Below are 15111 nucleotides of genomic sequence, written 5' to 3' on the forward strand. Positions count from 1 at the left end.
CCTCGGAAATAGAGGGGGCTGCAGCGTAACATCTGTTTGTAACAAATGGTTGCTGAAAGCGGCGTGGATCAACGTTTCATCTACGAAGAAAGAGGGTGAGGCAACCGGTCACGCGGCAATCAACCACACATCCGGATGGGTCATTCGGGACTATGCTTCCATTCAGTCGTTGATCTGGATCAATCGTTCCAGATGCAACGATCTTGGCCCTTGGGCCGGAATCCCCGCGATCGAACAGAACAATTCCAACGCGCCGCACTCGATACCCGTGGGGGCAGTGGGCGACAGGCCATGAGCCCGGTCGCCGGATTACCTGAAGAGGAAGCACCATGTTCGGATTGGAAGCCTTAGAGCTCGCCCGAATCCAGTTTGCCTTTACCGTGTCCTTTCACATCCTGTTCCCGGCCATCACCATTGGCCTGGCGAGCTACCTGGCGGTCCTCGAAGGCCTTTGGCTTAAGACCGGCGACAACACCTACCGTGACCTCTACCACTTCTGGTCGAAGATCTTCGCCGTCAACTTCGGCATGGGCGTGGTCTCGGGATTGGTCATGGCCTATCAGTTCGGCACCAACTGGAGCCAGTTCTCCGACTTTGCCGGCTCCATCACCGGTCCCTTGCTCACCTACGAGGTCTTGACCGCCTTCTTCCTCGAGGCCGGTTTCCTGGGCGTCATGCTGTTCGGCTGGAACCGTGTCGGGCGTGGCCTGCACTTCTTCGCCACGTGCATGGTGGCGCTCGGCACGCTGGTGTCGACGTTCTGGATCCTCGCTTCCAACAGCTGGATGCAGACGCCCCAGGGCTACGAGATCGTCAACGGCCAGGTGATCCCGGTGGACTGGTTCGCGGTGATCTTCAATCCGTCGTTCCCCTACCGGCTGATGCACATGGCCACCGCGGCCTTCGTCGCCACCGCGTTCTTCGTCGGCGCCTCGGCGGCCTGGCACCTGCTGCGCGGGCGCGACAACCCGGCGGTGCGCAAGATGCTGTCGATGGCCATGTGGATGGCGCTGATCGTCGCGCCGGTGCAGGCGGTGATCGGTGACTTCCATGGCTTGAACACCCTCAAGCACCAGCCGGTGAAGATCGCCGCCATCGAAGGCCACTGGGAGAACAAGCCCGGCGAGCCGACCCCGCTGATCCTGTTCGGCATTCCCGACATGCAGGCCGAGACCACCCGCTTCAAGATCGAGATCCCGGCGCTTGGCAGCTTGATCCTCACCCACAGCCTGGACAAGCAGGTCCCGGCGATGAAGGATTTCGCGCCCGAGGACCGGCCCAACTCGACCATCGTGTTCTGGTCGTTCCGGGTCATGGTCGGTCTGGGCATGCTGATGATCTTCGTTGGCCTGTGGAGCCTCTGGCTGCGCAAGCGCGGCACGCTGTACAGCTCGCGTCCGTTCCTCTACCTGACCTTGTGGATGGGCCCGTCTGGCTTGATCGCCATCCTCGCCGGCTGGTTCACCACCGAGATCGGTCGTCAGCCCTGGGTTGTCTACGGCCTGATGCGTACCGCCGACGGCGTGTCCAACCACAGTTATGCGCAACTCGGCTTCACTCTGGTGATGTTCGTTGTGGTCTATTTCGCCCTGTTCGGCACCGGGCTCGGCTACATGATGCGTCTGGTGCGCAAAGGTCCGCACACAGGCGAGGGCGACACGCAGCCCCCCGGAGGCCCTGGCCAGAAACGCACGCCAGCGCGGCCGCTGTCCGCCGCCGATGACGGCCATGAGGCCGACTCCGCCAGCCTGAGCAAGGGGAACTGAGATGGGTATCGATCTTCCGCTGATCTGGGCCGTGATCATCATCTTCGGCGTCATGATGTACGTGGTGATGGATGGTTTCGACCTGGGCATCGGCATGCTCTTCCCCTTCGTCAAGGACGAGCATGACCGCGATGTGATGATGAACACCGTCGCCCCGGTATGGGACGGCAACGAGACTTGGCTGGTGCTGGGCGGCGCGGCACTGTTCGGCGCTTTCCCGCTGGCCTACTCAGTAGTGCTCGAAGCACTGTACCTGCCGTTGATCCTGATGCTGGTGGGGCTGATCTTCCGGGGCGTGGCCTTTGAGTTCCGCTTCAAGGCCCGGGCCAACAAACGCCACATCTGGGACAAGGCGTTCATCTGGGGTTCGCTGGTGGCGACCTTCTTCCAGGGCGTGGCCCTGGGCGCGTTCATCGAGGGCTTCAAGGTGGTCGACCGCAAGTTCGTCGGCGGCACCCTGGACTGGCTGACGCCGTTCACGCTGTTCAGTGGACTGGGCCTGATCGTCGCCTACTCTCTGCTGGGCTGCACCTGGCTGATCATGAAGACCGAAGGGCCATTGCAGAAGCAGATGCATGACATCGCTCGGCCACTGGCGCTGGTGCTGCTGGCGGTCATCGGTGTGGTCAGCCTGTGGACGCCGATCGCTTACCCGCAGATCGCCGAGCGCTGGTTCAGCATGCCCAACCTGGTCTGGTTCATGCCCGTGCCGATCCTGGTGCTGGTGACGTTCTACGGCCTGCTGCGGGCGGTGGCACGCGATGCCCACTACACGCCGTTCCTGTTGACCCTGGTGCTGATCTTCCTGGGCTACAGCGGACTGGGCATCAGCCTGTGGCCGAACATCATCCCGCCGTCCATCAGCATTTGGGACGCTGCGGCGCCACCGCAGAGCCAGGGCTTCATGCTGGTGGGCACGCTGTTCATCCTGCCGTTCATTCTTGGTTACACCTACTGGAGCTACTACGTGTTCCGCGGCAAGGTGACCCATGAAGATGGCTATCACTAGGAGCGCATCGTGATGAACGTCGAAGAAAAAAAGCCGCTCTGGCAACGCCTGGGTTGGCTGGTGCTGATCTGGGGGCTGAGCGTGGCGGCGCTTGGGGTGGTGGCTTATGGCATGCGCATGTTCATGAGTGCTGCCGGCCTTAGTACCCACTAGGTTGCGAGGGCTGCGTTGCAGCCCGGTCGCGGGGCAAGCCCGCTCCTACAGGACCAGTAGGAGCGGGCTTTTCTCGTTTTCTACTGGATGTTTATTTCCGGGCCTTGAGCACCACGAACTTCGGCGTCGCCGCCACCTGCTCGACCCCTCGGAACAACCGCGCCAGCTTGCTGTGATAGCCCAGGTGGCGGTTGCCGACGATGTACAGCGCCCCACCGACTTCCAGCGCCTCCCGGGCCTGCTGGAACATGCGCCAGGCGAGAAAGTCGCCCACCACCTGCTGCTGGTGGAACGGCGGGTTGCACAGCACCACGTCCAGCGATTGTTTCTCCTGGCCGGCCAGGCCATCCGCGGCCCTGATCGTGACCTCGCGCTCGCCTAGCGCCGCCTGCCAGTTCTCCCGCGCCGACTGCACCGCCATGTACGACTCGTCGACCAGGGTGAATTGCGCATCCGGGTTGGCCAGGGCGCAGGCGATCGCCAGCACGCCATTGCCGCAGCCCAGGTCGGCGATCCGGGCACGGCCCAGGTCGCGTGGCAGGTGCGGCAGGAAGGCGCGGGTGCCGATGTCCAGGCCTTCGCGGCAGAACACATTGGCGTGGTTGACCAACTCAAGGGCCGGGCTGTCCAGGCGGTAGCGGCTGGGGTAGGGCGAGCGTGCGGTCGGACGTTCGCCGACGCTGGCAATCAGCAGACGCGCCTTCTTCTGCGCTAGCGAGGCCTGGACCGGGCCGATGTACTTTTCCATCAGGTCGCCGGCGGCGCGGGGCAGGTGCTTGATCATGGCCCCGGCGATCACCTGGGCGCCGGGCGCCAGTTGGCCCTGCAGGCGGATCAGCTGTTCCTCGAGCAGTGCCAGGGTCTTGGGCACGCGCACCAGCACGCGGTCGAACGGGCCAGGGAAGGTCTCGCTGGCGGGGATGAAAGGCACGCTGTCGAACGGCCTGCCGTTACCCGCCAGATTTTTCTCCAGGGCCAGGTACGCCAGGTGCGAGTCGCCGCTGCTGGTCACCTGCACATGCCCCGCGAGGCTCGCGGCAAGGGCGCCGAAGCTGTCGTTGAGCACCAGCACCCTGCAGCTCGCCTGTGGCACTTGGGCGGCCAGGTGTTCCAGCAGGTACTGGTCGGCGGCGTCGAAGGCCAGCAGCGGGTCATTGGCCTGGGCCGGCTGGCGGATCAGGTCGAGGTCGGCGAAGGGGCTGTTGAACAGGGGCATGACGTGGGGCTCTGCTGCGAATCCTGCCCGGCGCGCTGCGCGGCGGGCTTGCGGCGGGTGATTCTACAGGGCTTTGCGCCTGGGTGGGGGACGGGCTGTCAGAGCAGGCCGCGCAGGGCGGCGATGGCGATGGCGCCGGCCTTGTTGGAGGCGTTGGTCTTGGTGATCACGCTGCGGATATGGAAATTCACGGTACTGGTCGACAGCGAGAGGATCATCGCCACGTCGGCGGCGGTCTTGCCCGCTGCGGACCACTTGAGCACTTCGAGTTCGCGTTCGCTCAGTTGCGGCACCGGGCTGAACTTCTGCAGATGATGTGTGCTGAGCACGGCGTGCAAGGTGTTGCACAGCCACATTACCTGGGCACTCTTCGCGAAGAGTTCCTCGCGGGTGACTACCCCCAGGGGCCTGGAGACACTCAACTGACTCTCGTTGTGCTGCTGGTCATGTACCGACTGACTCCAGCCATGGGTCATGCCAAGCGCGGTGGCGGCTTCGCGCAGTTGTGGCACCTCACAGTAGAGATCGTCGTTCCAGACCAGTGGCAGTGTTGTATGATGGCATTTTGATACTGTTGGGTCTATCTTGATTAAGTCTTCAGCTTGGTAACGCTCATTCCAGGCACCGGGATAGTTGTTGTAGAGGATCACCTGTGGGCCACGGGCTGCCACATGCAGGTGAAGTGCCAAACCAACGAACTCCATGTTGAGCGCCTGGGCCAGTTTCACCGCTTGACCGAACAGCTCCTTCGGTTCTTGTTCATCCAGCAGTTGCTGGAGCTGCTCGCTTTTCCAATGTGGCATCGATGAAGCTCCCGTCGCTTGGCGCTGGATCCAATGTCGGCATTTCATGGAACGAAGTGTAGGAAATCTCCTAAGTCTGCGCTGGTTTTTTTTGCTATAGCTGTTACGCTTTTTTAGCTGATTGCGATCACTCATAAGCGATACCTTACAAACCGACGGTGTTTATCTGGGGCACTTTGCGCGAAACTGTGCGCATCTGATCCATGGAGCCCGTCATGACCGCCAGCGCCGACAAATTCACCCGCCAGACTCTGCTCGACGTCCAGCCCCTGACGCCCAACCTGTTTTCCCTGCGTGTCACACGCGATGCCGGATTCCGTTTCCGCGCCGGCCAGTTCGCCCGCCTCGGGGTGAGCAAGGCCGATGGCAGCGTGGCCTGGCGTGCCTATTCCATGGTCAGTGCGCCCCATGACGAGTTCCTCGACTTCTTCTCCATCGTGGTGCCGGGCGGTGAATTCACCAGCGAACTGAGCCGCCTGGGTGAAGGCGATACCTTGCTGATCGACCGTCAGGCCTTCGGCTACCTGACCCTCGACCGTTTCGTGGGGGGGCGCGACCTGTGGTTGCTGGCCACCGGCACCGGCATTGCGCCGTTCATGTCGATCCTGCAGGACTTCGAGGCCTGGGAGCGCTTCGACAACATCAAGCTGGTGTACTCGGTGCGCGAGGCGAAGGAGCTGGCGTATGTGGACGAGATCGCCGCGCTGGAGCAGCGCGACTACCTGGCGGAGTTTGCGGGCAAGCTGCAGTTCATCCCGGTGGTGACCCGAGAGCAACACCCGGGCGCGTTGAATGCGCGGATCACCACGCTGATCGAGAACGGTGAGCTGGAAAAGGCGGCGGGGCTGGCGCTGTCGCCGGAGCATTCGCGGGTCATGCTGTGCGGCAACCCGGAAATGATCGACGAGACACGCAAGGTGCTCAAGGCGCGCGACCTGCAGCTGAGCCTGAGCAAGCGACCGGGGCAGGTGGCGGTGGAGAACTACTGGTAAGGATCAACGGCGCCTTAAGGATCGTCGTCACTGGGGCCGCCGCGAAGCGGCCCCAGTCGTTTTGTGCTTCAGGGCTGTCGGTTCTGCGCCTTGAGCAGGTCGCGAATCTCGGTCAGCAGGGTTTCCTCGGCGCTTGGCACCGGCGGTGCGGTCGGGGCCACGGCTTCTTCGCGCTTGAGGCGGTTGATCACCTTCACGCCCATGAAGATGGCGAAGGCGACGATGATGAAGTCGAGAATGGTCTGGATGAATTTGCCATAAGCCAGCACCACTGCGGGCACATCGCCTTCGGCGGCCTTGAGCGTGATGGCCAGGTCGCTGAAGTCCACCCCGCCGATCAGCAGGCCGATGGGGGGCATGATCACATCGCCGACAAAGGAAGAGACGATCTTGCCGAACGCCGCGCCGATGATGATACCTACCGCCATGTCGACGACATTTCCCTTGACCGCGAAGGCCTTGAATTCACTGAGCATGCCCATGCTGTATTCCTTTGTTACGAATGGAGAGGTAACCGCAGTGTAAGCCACTAAAACGCTTCATGCGTGACGTTCGCAGCTACAGACTGTGTTTAGAGCGAATAGTTTTGTCGCCTGCCGCTGCCTCCGGGACACGTCCGTGTTCGGCTATCATGGCGGTTTTTCCCAGGAGACCCGCCCATGGCCAAGGCCAAGCGCTTGTATGGCTGCACAGAGTGCGGCGCGACCTTCCCCAAATGGGCCGGCCAGTGCGGTGACTGCGGTGCCTGGAACACCCTGGTCGAGACCATGATCGAAAGCGGCGGCGCCGCGGCGCCGAGCGGGCGGGCCGGCTGGACCGGGCAGCAGGCACAGATCAAGACCCTGGCCGAAGTCAGTGTCGAGGAGATTCCGCGCTTCACCACCAGCAGCACCGAACTCGACCGCGTGCTCGGCGGTGGCCTGGTGGACGGCTCGGTGGTGTTGATCGGCGGTGATCCGGGGATCGGCAAGTCCACCATCCTCCTGCAGACCCTGTGCAACATCGCCACGCAGATGCCGGCGCTGTATGTCACCGGCGAGGAGTCGCAGCAGCAAGTGGCCATGCGCTCCCGGCGCCTGGGCCTGCCCCAGGACCAGCTCAAGGTCATGACCGAAACCTGCATCGAGACCATCATCGCCACCGCGCGCCAGGAAAAGCCGCGGGTGATGGTCATCGACTCGATCCAGACCATCTTCACCGAGCAGTTGCAGTCGGCCCCGGGCGGCGTCGCCCAGGTGCGCGAGAGTACGGCGTTGCTGGTGCGTTACGCCAAGCAGAGCGGCACGGCGATCTTCCTGGTCGGCCACGTCACCAAGGAAGGCTCGCTGGCCGGGCCCCGGGTGCTTGAGCACATGGTTGATACCGTGCTGTATTTCGAGGGGGAGTCCGATGGTCGCCTGCGCCTGCTGCGGGCAGTGAAGAACCGCTTCGGCGCGGTCAACGAACTGGGCGTGTTCGGCATGACCGACCGCGGCCTCAAGGAAGTCTCCAACCCCTCGGCGATCTTCCTCAACCGCACCCAGGAAGAAGTACCCGGCAGCGTGGTCATGGCCACCTGGGAGGGGACCCGGCCGATGCTGGTGGAGGTCCAGGCGCTGGTCGACGACAGTCACCTGGCCAACCCGCGCCGGGTGACCCTGGGCCTGGACCAGAACCGCCTGGCCATGCTGCTGGCGGTGCTGCACCGGCACGGCGGCATCCCCACCCATGACCAGGATGTATTCCTCAACGTCGTCGGTGGTGTGAAAGTGCTGGAAACCGCCTCCGACCTGGCGTTGCTGGCCGCGGTGATGTCGAGCTTGCGCAACCGTCCGCTGGCCCATGGCTTGCTGGTATTCGGCGAGATCGGCCTGTCGGGCGAGGTGCGGCCGGTGCCCAGTGGCCAGGAGCGCCTGAAGGAGGCGGCCAAGCATGGCTTCAAGCGCGCCATCGTGCCCAAGGGCAACGCGCCAAAGGAGGCACCCGCCGGTTTGCAGGTGATTGCCGTGACCCGTCTGGAACAGGCGCTGGATGCACTCTTCGAGTGATGCCGTTTCTTGCAAGTGATTCTCAATAACCAGTAGCATACCGCCACCTTGCGACCACCCCATGGAGAGCGTGTGGCGGAGTTCGACCTCAAGCGGCTGTTCACAAAGCACGCGAAAAACCTTCAGGGCCTGCTCTCGCGCAAGGTGCGCGACCCGCAGTTGGCGGCCGACCTGGTGCAGGACAGCTTCCTGCGCCTGGCCGAGCAGCAGCGTCACGAGCCCATCGAAAACGCCCAGGCCTACCTGTACCGCACGGCGCACAACCTGATGATCGATCACGTGCGCCAGCAGCAGCGACGCAAGACTGACACGGTGCCCCACGAGGCCTTCGAGGCGATCGTCGAGGACACCCCTGGGCTTGAGGAGCAGGCCGTGCGCGAACAGCACCTGCGCCGCCTGCAGGCGATCCTCGGTGAGCTGCCCGAGCGCACCCGGGAAATCTTTCGCCTGAACCGCCTGGAGGGCATGACCCACGCCGAGGTCGCCCGGCACCTGGGGATCTCCGACAGCTCGGTGCAAAAGCATCTGGCCAAGGCCCTGGCCTATGTGATGCAGTGCCTGCAGGAAACCGAATGACCAACGGTTTACTGACAAATGCCGCTTCAGACGTCAGCCCAGACATAACCAGATCGCGAGAGAACCGTGTGAGCAGCCAGAACGAGCAAGCCATCCGCGAGCAGGCCGCCGAGTGGGTGGTGCTGCAGCAGGCCGGTCCCCTGAGCCCGGCGCAGCAGCACGCCTTGGACCAGTGGTGCGCCAGCGATCCCCGGCACGCCCGTGCCTATGGGTTTGCCCAGGCCACCTGGGCTGACCTTGGGCAATTGGCACGCTTGCCCGCCGTCTCGAGCGCTCGCCCCACGACTCCCCTCCAGGGCAGCCCGATGCGGCGACGGCGACCTCGGTTGCGCCGGGCTGTTGCCAGCGCGGCGGCGTTGTTGCTGGCAGTACTGGCCGTGCAACAGGGGCCGCAGGCATGGCTGGGCTGGCGCGCGGACTACCTCACGGGGATCGGCGAAGTGCGCCGGGTGACCCTGCCCGATGGCAGTCAGGTGGAACTGGACAGCCGCAGCGCCCTCCAACTTGCCTTCGATGAGCGGGAACGGCGCGTGCGTCTGCTGGCCGGTGAAGCCATCTTCACTGCCGCACCGGTCACGGCCCAGGACGCACGCCCGTTCGTGGTCGAATACGCCGGGGCTACCAGCCGCGCCCTCGGCACTCGCTTCGTGGTTGGCGCTGCGGTCGAAGGGGGCTGGGTCGGCATGCTGGAGCACAGTGTTGCGGTCGAGCTGCAGGCGCCGCCGTTGCAAGGGCAGGCCGGCCAGGTGCTGGAGCAGGGCGACAGTCTGCGCTATGACCAGCGCAAGGGGGTGCGGCCCTGGCCGGGTCACGACCTGCGGCGGGCTACGGACTGGCAGCGCGGGGTGCTGGTGTTCGAACGCCAGCCGCTCGCCGAGGTGGTCGCCCGGCTCAATCGCTACCGCGCAGGTCAGCTAGTGGTCGCCAGTGACGCATTGGCTCGGCGTGAGGTCAGCGGCGTCTTCCGCCTCGACCAGCTAGGCACCGCCCCGGTGGTGCTCGGTGAAGAGCTCAAGGCCCGGCTGATCGAGCTTCCAGGCGTGGCCGTGCTCTACTGAACCCGGCTTCGGCAAAAAAACTTTCAATTTTATTTACTGACTTCTTCTGCATCGCGCGTCTGACTGTTGAGATTGATTTTCATTACTAGAAAACATCAACAACGGACGAGCAATCGCAGTGAGCACGCCACGACTACAACCCCTGCGCCCTCTGGGCCGCCTCGCCCTGGCCGGCAGCCTGGTCCTGGGCAGCTGTGCATTGCCGATGGGGATCGGCCAGGCACACGCCGCCGATTCGCCAAGCACCGCCAGCCGCAACCTGGTTCGTTTCGATATTCCGGCCCAGTCGCTCGACAGCGCCGTACTGGCCTATGCCGAGCAGTCCGGTGTGCAGGTGTTCTTCGACAGCCGCAAGCTGGCCGGTCTGCGCAGCGAAGGGCTGCACGGCAGCTACCCGGCCGAAGAGGGCCTGCGCCAGCTGCTGCGCGGCACGCCGGTGCGTTACCACTTCAGCGCCGCCGGCCAGGTCGGCCTGGAGCGTCTCGTTCAGGACGGCGAGGCCCTTGAGCTGGGCGCGACCCATATCGATTCGCAGCGTGATGGCGATTGGGTGTACCAGGCCCCGCGATCGGTGAGTGTCATTACCCGCGAGCAGATTGAGCAGCGCGCCCCTCGTCATGCCGCCGACCTGCTCGAACAGACCGCGGGCGTGTACACCGCCGTCAACCAGCGTGACCCCGGACTGTCGGTGAACATCCGCGGCGTGCAGGACTATGGTCGGGTCAACATGAACATCGACGGCATGCGCCAGAACTTCAACGTCAACGGCCACCAGCAGCGCAACGGCGTGATGTTCATCGACCCGGAGTTCATCCAGGGTGTCGAGATCGACAAGGGCACCTCGGCCGGCATGGGCGGTGCCGGGGTGATCGGCGGCATCGCCAGCTTCAACACCGTCGATGCCCGCGACCTGCTCGGTCCGGGCAAGGAAATGGGGGGGCGCCTGCGCGCCGGCCACGGTATCGGCGAGCTGGGCAACGGCACCTACTTCAATGGCAGTGCGCTGTTCGCCGTCGGCAATGAAGCCGGCGATATCCTGCTTGGCCACAGCGAGCGGCATTTCGGCAACTACCGCAGCGGTACGCAGAACGCCGACAACCTGGGCACGCAGATCCGCGGCAAGCTGGAGAACCGCGAGGCTTGGAAGAGCTGGCTGCACGGCGAAGTGGGGGCGATGGACAGCGTGACCCGTTCGCAGCTGTTCAAGCTCGGCCTCAACCTCGCCGACGATCAGCGCCTGCAATTCAGCTACATCGAGACCGACACCGACAGCAAGGACGCCTGGACCTACAACGACAGCAATGCCAACCGCTATTACTACCGGGTCACCGGCACCAACGACATCAATGCGAAGAATGCCGCACTGGACTACAGCTTCACCCCGGACAACGACCTGATCGACTTCAAGGTCAAGCTGTACTACGTGACCACCCGCCAGGACCGCTGGAACGCCGACAACCTGTCCAGCGCCGCCACCGGCAACCGCGTCGAGGCCTACACCGACCGCTTCCAGACCGACACCTGGGGCCTGCAGCTGCAGAACACCTCGCGCTGGCACCTGGGACAGGCTGACACCCTGAGTTTCAACTACGGCACCGAGCTGTTCCAGGACAGCTTCCGCCCCAGCACCGAGCGCATCGCCGCGGTAAACGAGGTGGAGTCGCTACCCTACGTGCAGGGTGCCAATCCCAAGGGCAAGCGGGTGATGGCCAGCCTGTTCGGCAAGCTCACCTATGAGCATGACGACTGGCTCACCCTGGATGCCGGGCTGCGCTACGACCGTTATCGTCTGAGCGGCAAGACCGGGGTCACCACCTGGATGTACCCCGAAGGCGTCACCGAGGTCGGCCTTACCCGCCAGCAGACCCACATGATCTTTGACGAGGACACCGAGGAGGGGCGCTTTTCGCCGACCTTCGGCATCGCGCTCAAGCCCGGACCGGACTGGCTGCAGGTCTACACCCGCTGGGGCCGTGGCTGGCGGCCGCCAGCGGTGACCGAAGTGTTCATGAGCGGCCGCCCGCATGCCGGCGGCAGTGCCGAGATGGTCTACCCCAACCCGTTCCTCAAGGCCGAGGAGTCGCACAACTGGGAGCTGGGGCTGAACGTCTTCAAGGAGTCGCTGCTGCGCGACGGGGATCGCTTCGGCGCCAAGGTCGCCTACTTCGACACACGCATCGACAACTTCTCGTTCCTCGACACCAACGTCTCGCTGCCCGGCAGCAGCGTGGCGGGTATCGCCCTGGGCCGTTCGGCCTACCAGAACAACCTGGAAACCACGCGCTTTCGTGGGGTGGAGTACAGCCTGGACTACGACGCCGGCGCCTACTACGGCCAGCTCAGCTACACCCACATGATCGGCAGCAACGAGTTCTGTTCCAACCAGTTCTACATGGGGGGCGCACAGCGCCTGGTCAGCGCTGGCACCGTCATGCGCCCGGTGCGGGTGGGCAGCCGCATCATCATGTTGCCGGTGCGGGTCTCACGCGCCGAGGGCGCCGGCGACACCAACAACATCGTCAGCTGCGGCGACATCATGGGCAACGCCTCGTACATGCCCGCCGACCGTGGCGCCCTGACCCTGGGCATGCGCCTGCTCGAGCGCACCCTGGATGTGGGCATGCGGGTGCGCTACAGCGAAGGCAACGGCGAGAACCTCAAAAGCCATACCTACAACCAGATCGACCAGGCCCAGTGGCCGCAGTACACGGTCTACGACCTCTACGCCAGCTACTGGATGACCCCCAGCCTGAACCTGGCCCTGTCGTTGGAGAACGCCACCGACGAGGCCTACTTCGTGGCCATGGGCGACGGCAACAACCTGTCGCTGGCCCGCGGCCGTACCTTGAGCGGCATGCTCGAGTACCGCTTCTGAACCAACCGGGTTTGCCCATTCCGGGCGACGCGAAGGCACGGAACGCGCCTTCGTCATCACTGTGCAACAACGAGGAACCGTCATGACCCTTTCCGTTAACTACGACGCCGCCTTCGCCAGCTCGACCGTCGACGACTACCTGGCCTTCTGGAGTGCCGGCTTCGTCACCGCCGGCCATGGCTACAGCAACACCGGTGGCTTCAGCAACGGCACCTTCGATGGCGACCAGTACGCCACCCACGGTCGCAACAACTCGGACTACGCCTTCATCGCCGACAGCGACAGCGCCAACGGTCTGCACTATGTGTTCGACCCGTCCAAGGCCCCGGGCGACAACCTCAACCACTACCTGTGGGGCTCGCTGGACAACGTCTCCCTGGGCGAAGTGCTCGGTGGCGGCAGCGGCAGCGACTTCAGCCTGGCCAACTACGTGGTCAGCTTCAACGGCCTGGACCTGGATGCCGCGCAGGGCGCCGGGCGTGCCGGCAACGAAGTACAGGGTGTGATCTACGGCCTGATGCAGGGCAACACCTCGGCCCTGGAAGGCGTGCTGGACAACCTGCTGGCCGGTTATGGCGTCTCCACCAACAACACGTTCGCCGAGATTGGTGCGGCCCTGGCCGCCGGCCCGGCTCACGCCGCTGCCGCCGAAGCGGTCGGCGTGCAGGCGCTGCCCGAGGACCTGGCCCTGGCGGCCTGAGCACAGGCATGAAAAAGCGAATGGAAGGTTACCCCGCCATTCGCTGATCTGATGCACTTACCCCGCAGCCCGTGTCTTTGCCGGGCCCAGGCTGCGGCGGTGCGAATTCTGTGGCGACGACAGGGCGAATGCAATCGCCGGTCGGCGCCTTCTACGAGGTTTCCAACCAATGCGAACCGCTCCCACCGCGGCCAACGAAGTGCTGCGGGCGCTCAGGGCCTGCCGTGCCGGGCTTGGCAACGTTGCGCTGTTCACCGCGGTGATCAACGTGCTGATGCTGGCCCCGGCGCTGTACATGCTGCAGGTCTACGACCGGGTCCTGTCGTCGCGCAACGAGATGACCTTGCTGATGCTCAGCCTCATGGTGCTTGGGGTGTTCGCCTTCATGGGTCTGCTGGAGTGGCTGCGCAGCCAGGTGGTGATCCGCCTGGGCACGCGCATGGACATGAACCTCAACCCACGCGTGTTCGAGGCCGCCTACGAGGCCAGCCTGGCCGGGCACCGGGGCGCGGCGGGGCAGATGCTTGCCGACCTGACCGCGCTGCGCCAGTTCGCCACCGGCCAGGCCCTGTTCGCGTTTTTCGACGCGCCGTGGTTCCCGGTGTACCTGCTGGTGATGTTCCTGTTCAGCCCATGGCTCGGCCTGATGGCGCTGCTGGGGGCGGTGCTGCTGACGCTGCTGGCCTGGGTCAACGAACGTTTGACCCAGGCGCCGTTCGCCGAGGCCGGCCAGCTGTCGCAGCAGGCCGGCCTGGAGGCCAGCGCCAACCTGCGCAATGCCGAGGTGATCGAGGCCATGGGCATGCTGGCGGCGGTGCGCCAGCGCTGGGCGCGACTGCACCACGGCTTCCTGGCCCGGCAGAACCTGGGCAGCGAGCGAACCGCGGCAGTCACCGCGCTGACCAAGACCGTGCGCCTGGCTCTGCAGTCGCTGGTACTCGGCCTGGGCGCCTGGCTGGCCATCGAGCAATTGATCACGCCAGGAATGATGATCGCCGGTTCCATTCTCATGGCCCGGGTGCTGGCACCGATCGACCAGTTGATCGGCGCCTGGCGCCAATGGAGTGGTGCGCGCCTGGCCTACCACCGCCTGAATGCGCTGCTGCAGGCCCAGCCGCAGCGCCCGGCGGGCATGCCGTTGCCGACGCCGCTAGGCAAGCTTGCGGTCGAGCAGGTGGGCGCGACGCTGCCGGGCAGCAGCCGTCTGTGCCTGAACAACCTGGGCTTCGAACTGCCGGCGGGCGAGTCACTGGGAATCATCGGCCCGTCCGGCTCGGGCAAGTCGACCCTGGCGCGGCTGCTGGTCGGCGCCGTTGTTCCGGCGAGCGGCAAGGTCCGCCTGGATGGCGCGGACCTGAGGGTCTGGGACCGTGGCGCGCTGGGGCAGCATATCGGCTACCTGCCCCAGGATGTGCAGCTGTTCGCCGGCAGCATCGCCGATAACATCGCCCGGCTCGGCGCGGTGGATGCCCAGCAAGTGGTGGCCGCGGCGCAGCTGGCGGGTGTGCACGACATGATCCTCAAGCTGCCGGGCGGCTATGACACGCTGTTGGGGGAGGGCGGGCTGGGCCTGTCCGGCGGCCAGCGCCAGCGCATCGGCCTGGCGCGGGCGCTGTATGGGCTGCCGGCGCTGATCGTGCTCGACGAGCCCAATTCCAATCTCGATGAGGCCGGGGAGCAGGCGTTGGTCGAGGCCATTGCCAGGCTGCGCGAGCACAAGCGCACGTTGATCCTGATCACCCACAAGTCCTCGCTGTTGGCCGGCCTGGACAACCTGCTGATGCTCAAGGGCGGCCAGTTGCAGGCCTTCGGCCCCACCGCCCGGGTGCTGCAGGACGCACAGCGGGCCGCTCGGCCGGCGCCCGCCCCCGTCGCGCCATCCTCCACACGCAACCCCATCGGCCTGAGCGTCACCTTCGGCCAGCCAAGAGCCTGA

13 protein-coding genes are annotated in these 15111 nt (G+C 64.8%); 10 read left to right on the forward strand and 3 right to left on the reverse strand.

The genetic code is table 11. The annotated features are described in order from the left end of the window. The first annotated feature begins 329 nt into the window (after positions 1-329). Genes AC25M7_RS23140 through AC25M7_RS23150 form a run of 3 tightly spaced genes read left to right on the forward strand, consistent with a single transcriptional unit; the run spans position 330 to position 2928 of the window. Positions 330-1766, forward strand: a complete 1437-nt coding sequence (locus AC25M7_RS23140; RefSeq protein WP_280092667.1) for a cytochrome ubiquinol oxidase subunit I — start codon at positions 330-332, stop codon at positions 1764-1766. A 1-nt stretch (position 1767) separates the two neighbouring features. Further along, entirely contained in the window at positions 1768-2775 is a 1008-nt protein-coding gene (cydB, locus tag AC25M7_RS23145) for a cytochrome d ubiquinol oxidase subunit II (protein WP_028691333.1), read from the forward strand. 12 nt (positions 2776-2787) lie between these two features. Continuing rightward, positions 2788-2928, forward strand: coding sequence for a DUF2474 domain-containing protein (locus tag AC25M7_RS23150; RefSeq protein WP_036986195.1), 141 nt, complete (start codon positions 2788-2790; stop codon positions 2926-2928). Positions 2929-3019: 91 nt separating this feature from the next. Here AC25M7_RS23150 and AC25M7_RS23155 read toward each other — a convergent pair whose 3' ends face one another. Continuing rightward, positions 3020-4144, reverse strand: coding sequence for a methyltransferase (locus AC25M7_RS23155; protein ID WP_028691334.1), 1125 nt, complete (start codon positions 4142-4144; stop codon positions 3020-3022). A 98-nt stretch (positions 4145-4242) separates the two neighbouring features. Further along, positions 4243-4947, reverse strand: coding sequence for an autoinducer binding domain-containing protein (locus tag AC25M7_RS23160; RefSeq protein ID WP_028691335.1), 705 nt, complete (start codon positions 4945-4947; stop codon positions 4243-4245). A 215-nt stretch (positions 4948-5162) separates the two neighbouring features. Here AC25M7_RS23160 and AC25M7_RS23165 point away from each other — a divergent pair, with 215 nt between their 5' ends. Further along, on the forward strand, positions 5163-5939 hold the full coding sequence (locus AC25M7_RS23165; protein ID WP_069017054.1) for a ferredoxin--NADP reductase: 777 nt from the start codon (positions 5163-5165) through the stop codon (positions 5937-5939). A gap of 68 nt (positions 5940-6007) precedes the next feature. On the opposite strand, the gene mscL is transcribed toward AC25M7_RS23165, so the two are convergent. Continuing rightward, entirely contained in the window at positions 6008-6421 is a 414-nt protein-coding gene (gene mscL, locus AC25M7_RS23170) for a large-conductance mechanosensitive channel protein MscL (RefSeq protein ID WP_011535791.1), read from the reverse strand. A 177-nt stretch (positions 6422-6598) separates the two neighbouring features. Between mscL and radA the strand changes: the two genes are divergently transcribed. The 6 genes from radA (at position 6599) to AC25M7_RS23200 (ending at position 15111) form a co-directional block, all read left to right on the forward strand. Beyond that, positions 6599-7966, forward strand: a complete 1368-nt coding sequence (radA, locus tag AC25M7_RS23175; RefSeq protein ID WP_028691337.1) for a DNA repair protein RadA — start codon at positions 6599-6601, stop codon at positions 7964-7966. A gap of 72 nt (positions 7967-8038) precedes the next feature. Continuing rightward, on the forward strand, positions 8039-8542 hold the full coding sequence (locus AC25M7_RS23180) for an RNA polymerase sigma factor (protein ID WP_028691338.1): 504 nt from the start codon (positions 8039-8041) through the stop codon (positions 8540-8542). A gap of 68 nt (positions 8543-8610) precedes the next feature. Then, positions 8611-9600 carry a FecR family protein gene (locus AC25M7_RS23185; protein ID WP_486971511.1) on the forward strand — a complete coding sequence of 330 codons (990 nt, stop codon included), beginning with the start codon at positions 8611-8613 and terminating at the stop codon, positions 9598-9600. A gap of 205 nt (positions 9601-9805) precedes the next feature. Beyond that, positions 9806-12475 (forward strand): TonB-dependent receptor, encoded by a 2670-nt coding sequence (locus tag AC25M7_RS23190; RefSeq protein ID WP_486971517.1) that lies wholly within the window; start codon positions 9806-9808, stop codon positions 12473-12475. 82 nt (positions 12476-12557) lie between these two features. Then, positions 12558-13175, forward strand: coding sequence for a heme acquisition protein HasA (locus tag AC25M7_RS23195; RefSeq protein WP_028691341.1), 618 nt, complete (start codon positions 12558-12560; stop codon positions 13173-13175). Positions 13176-13344: 169 nt separating this feature from the next. After that, positions 13345-15111 (forward strand): type I secretion system permease/ATPase, encoded by a 1767-nt coding sequence (locus AC25M7_RS23200; protein ID WP_232853735.1) that lies wholly within the window; start codon positions 13345-13347, stop codon positions 15109-15111.

The organism is Pseudomonas sp. P106(2024) (assembly GCF_057480815.1).

Bases quoted from the DNA above. Each gene is read 5' to 3' on its own strand.
- AC25M7_RS23140 (WP_280092667.1), top strand. From the start codon at position 330: ATGTTCGGATTGGAAGCCTTAGAGCTCGCCCGAATCCAGTTTGCCTTT.
- cydB (WP_028691333.1), top strand. From the start codon at position 1,768: ATGGGTATCGATCTTCCGCTGATCTGGGCCGTGATCATCATCTTCGGC.
- AC25M7_RS23150 (WP_036986195.1), top strand. From the start codon at position 2,788: ATGAACGTCGAAGAAAAAAAGCCGCTCTGGCAACGCCTGGGTTGGCTG.
- AC25M7_RS23155 (WP_028691334.1), bottom strand. From the start codon at position 4,144: ATGCCCCTGTTCAACAGCCCCTTCGCCGACCTCGACCTGATCCGCCAG.
- AC25M7_RS23160 (WP_028691335.1), bottom strand. From the start codon at position 4,947: ATGCCACATTGGAAAAGCGAGCAGCTCCAGCAACTGCTGGATGAACAA.
- AC25M7_RS23165 (WP_069017054.1), top strand. From the start codon at position 5,163: ATGACCGCCAGCGCCGACAAATTCACCCGCCAGACTCTGCTCGACGTC.
- mscL (WP_011535791.1), bottom strand. From the start codon at position 6,421: ATGGGCATGCTCAGTGAATTCAAGGCCTTCGCGGTCAAGGGAAATGTC.
- radA (WP_028691337.1), top strand. From the start codon at position 6,599: ATGGCCAAGGCCAAGCGCTTGTATGGCTGCACAGAGTGCGGCGCGACC.
- AC25M7_RS23190 (WP_486971517.1), top strand. From the start codon at position 9,806: ATGGGGATCGGCCAGGCACACGCCGCCGATTCGCCAAGCACCGCCAGC.
- AC25M7_RS23195 (WP_028691341.1), top strand. From the start codon at position 12,558: ATGACCCTTTCCGTTAACTACGACGCCGCCTTCGCCAGCTCGACCGTC.
- AC25M7_RS23200 (WP_232853735.1), top strand. From the start codon at position 13,345: ATGCGAACCGCTCCCACCGCGGCCAACGAAGTGCTGCGGGCGCTCAGG.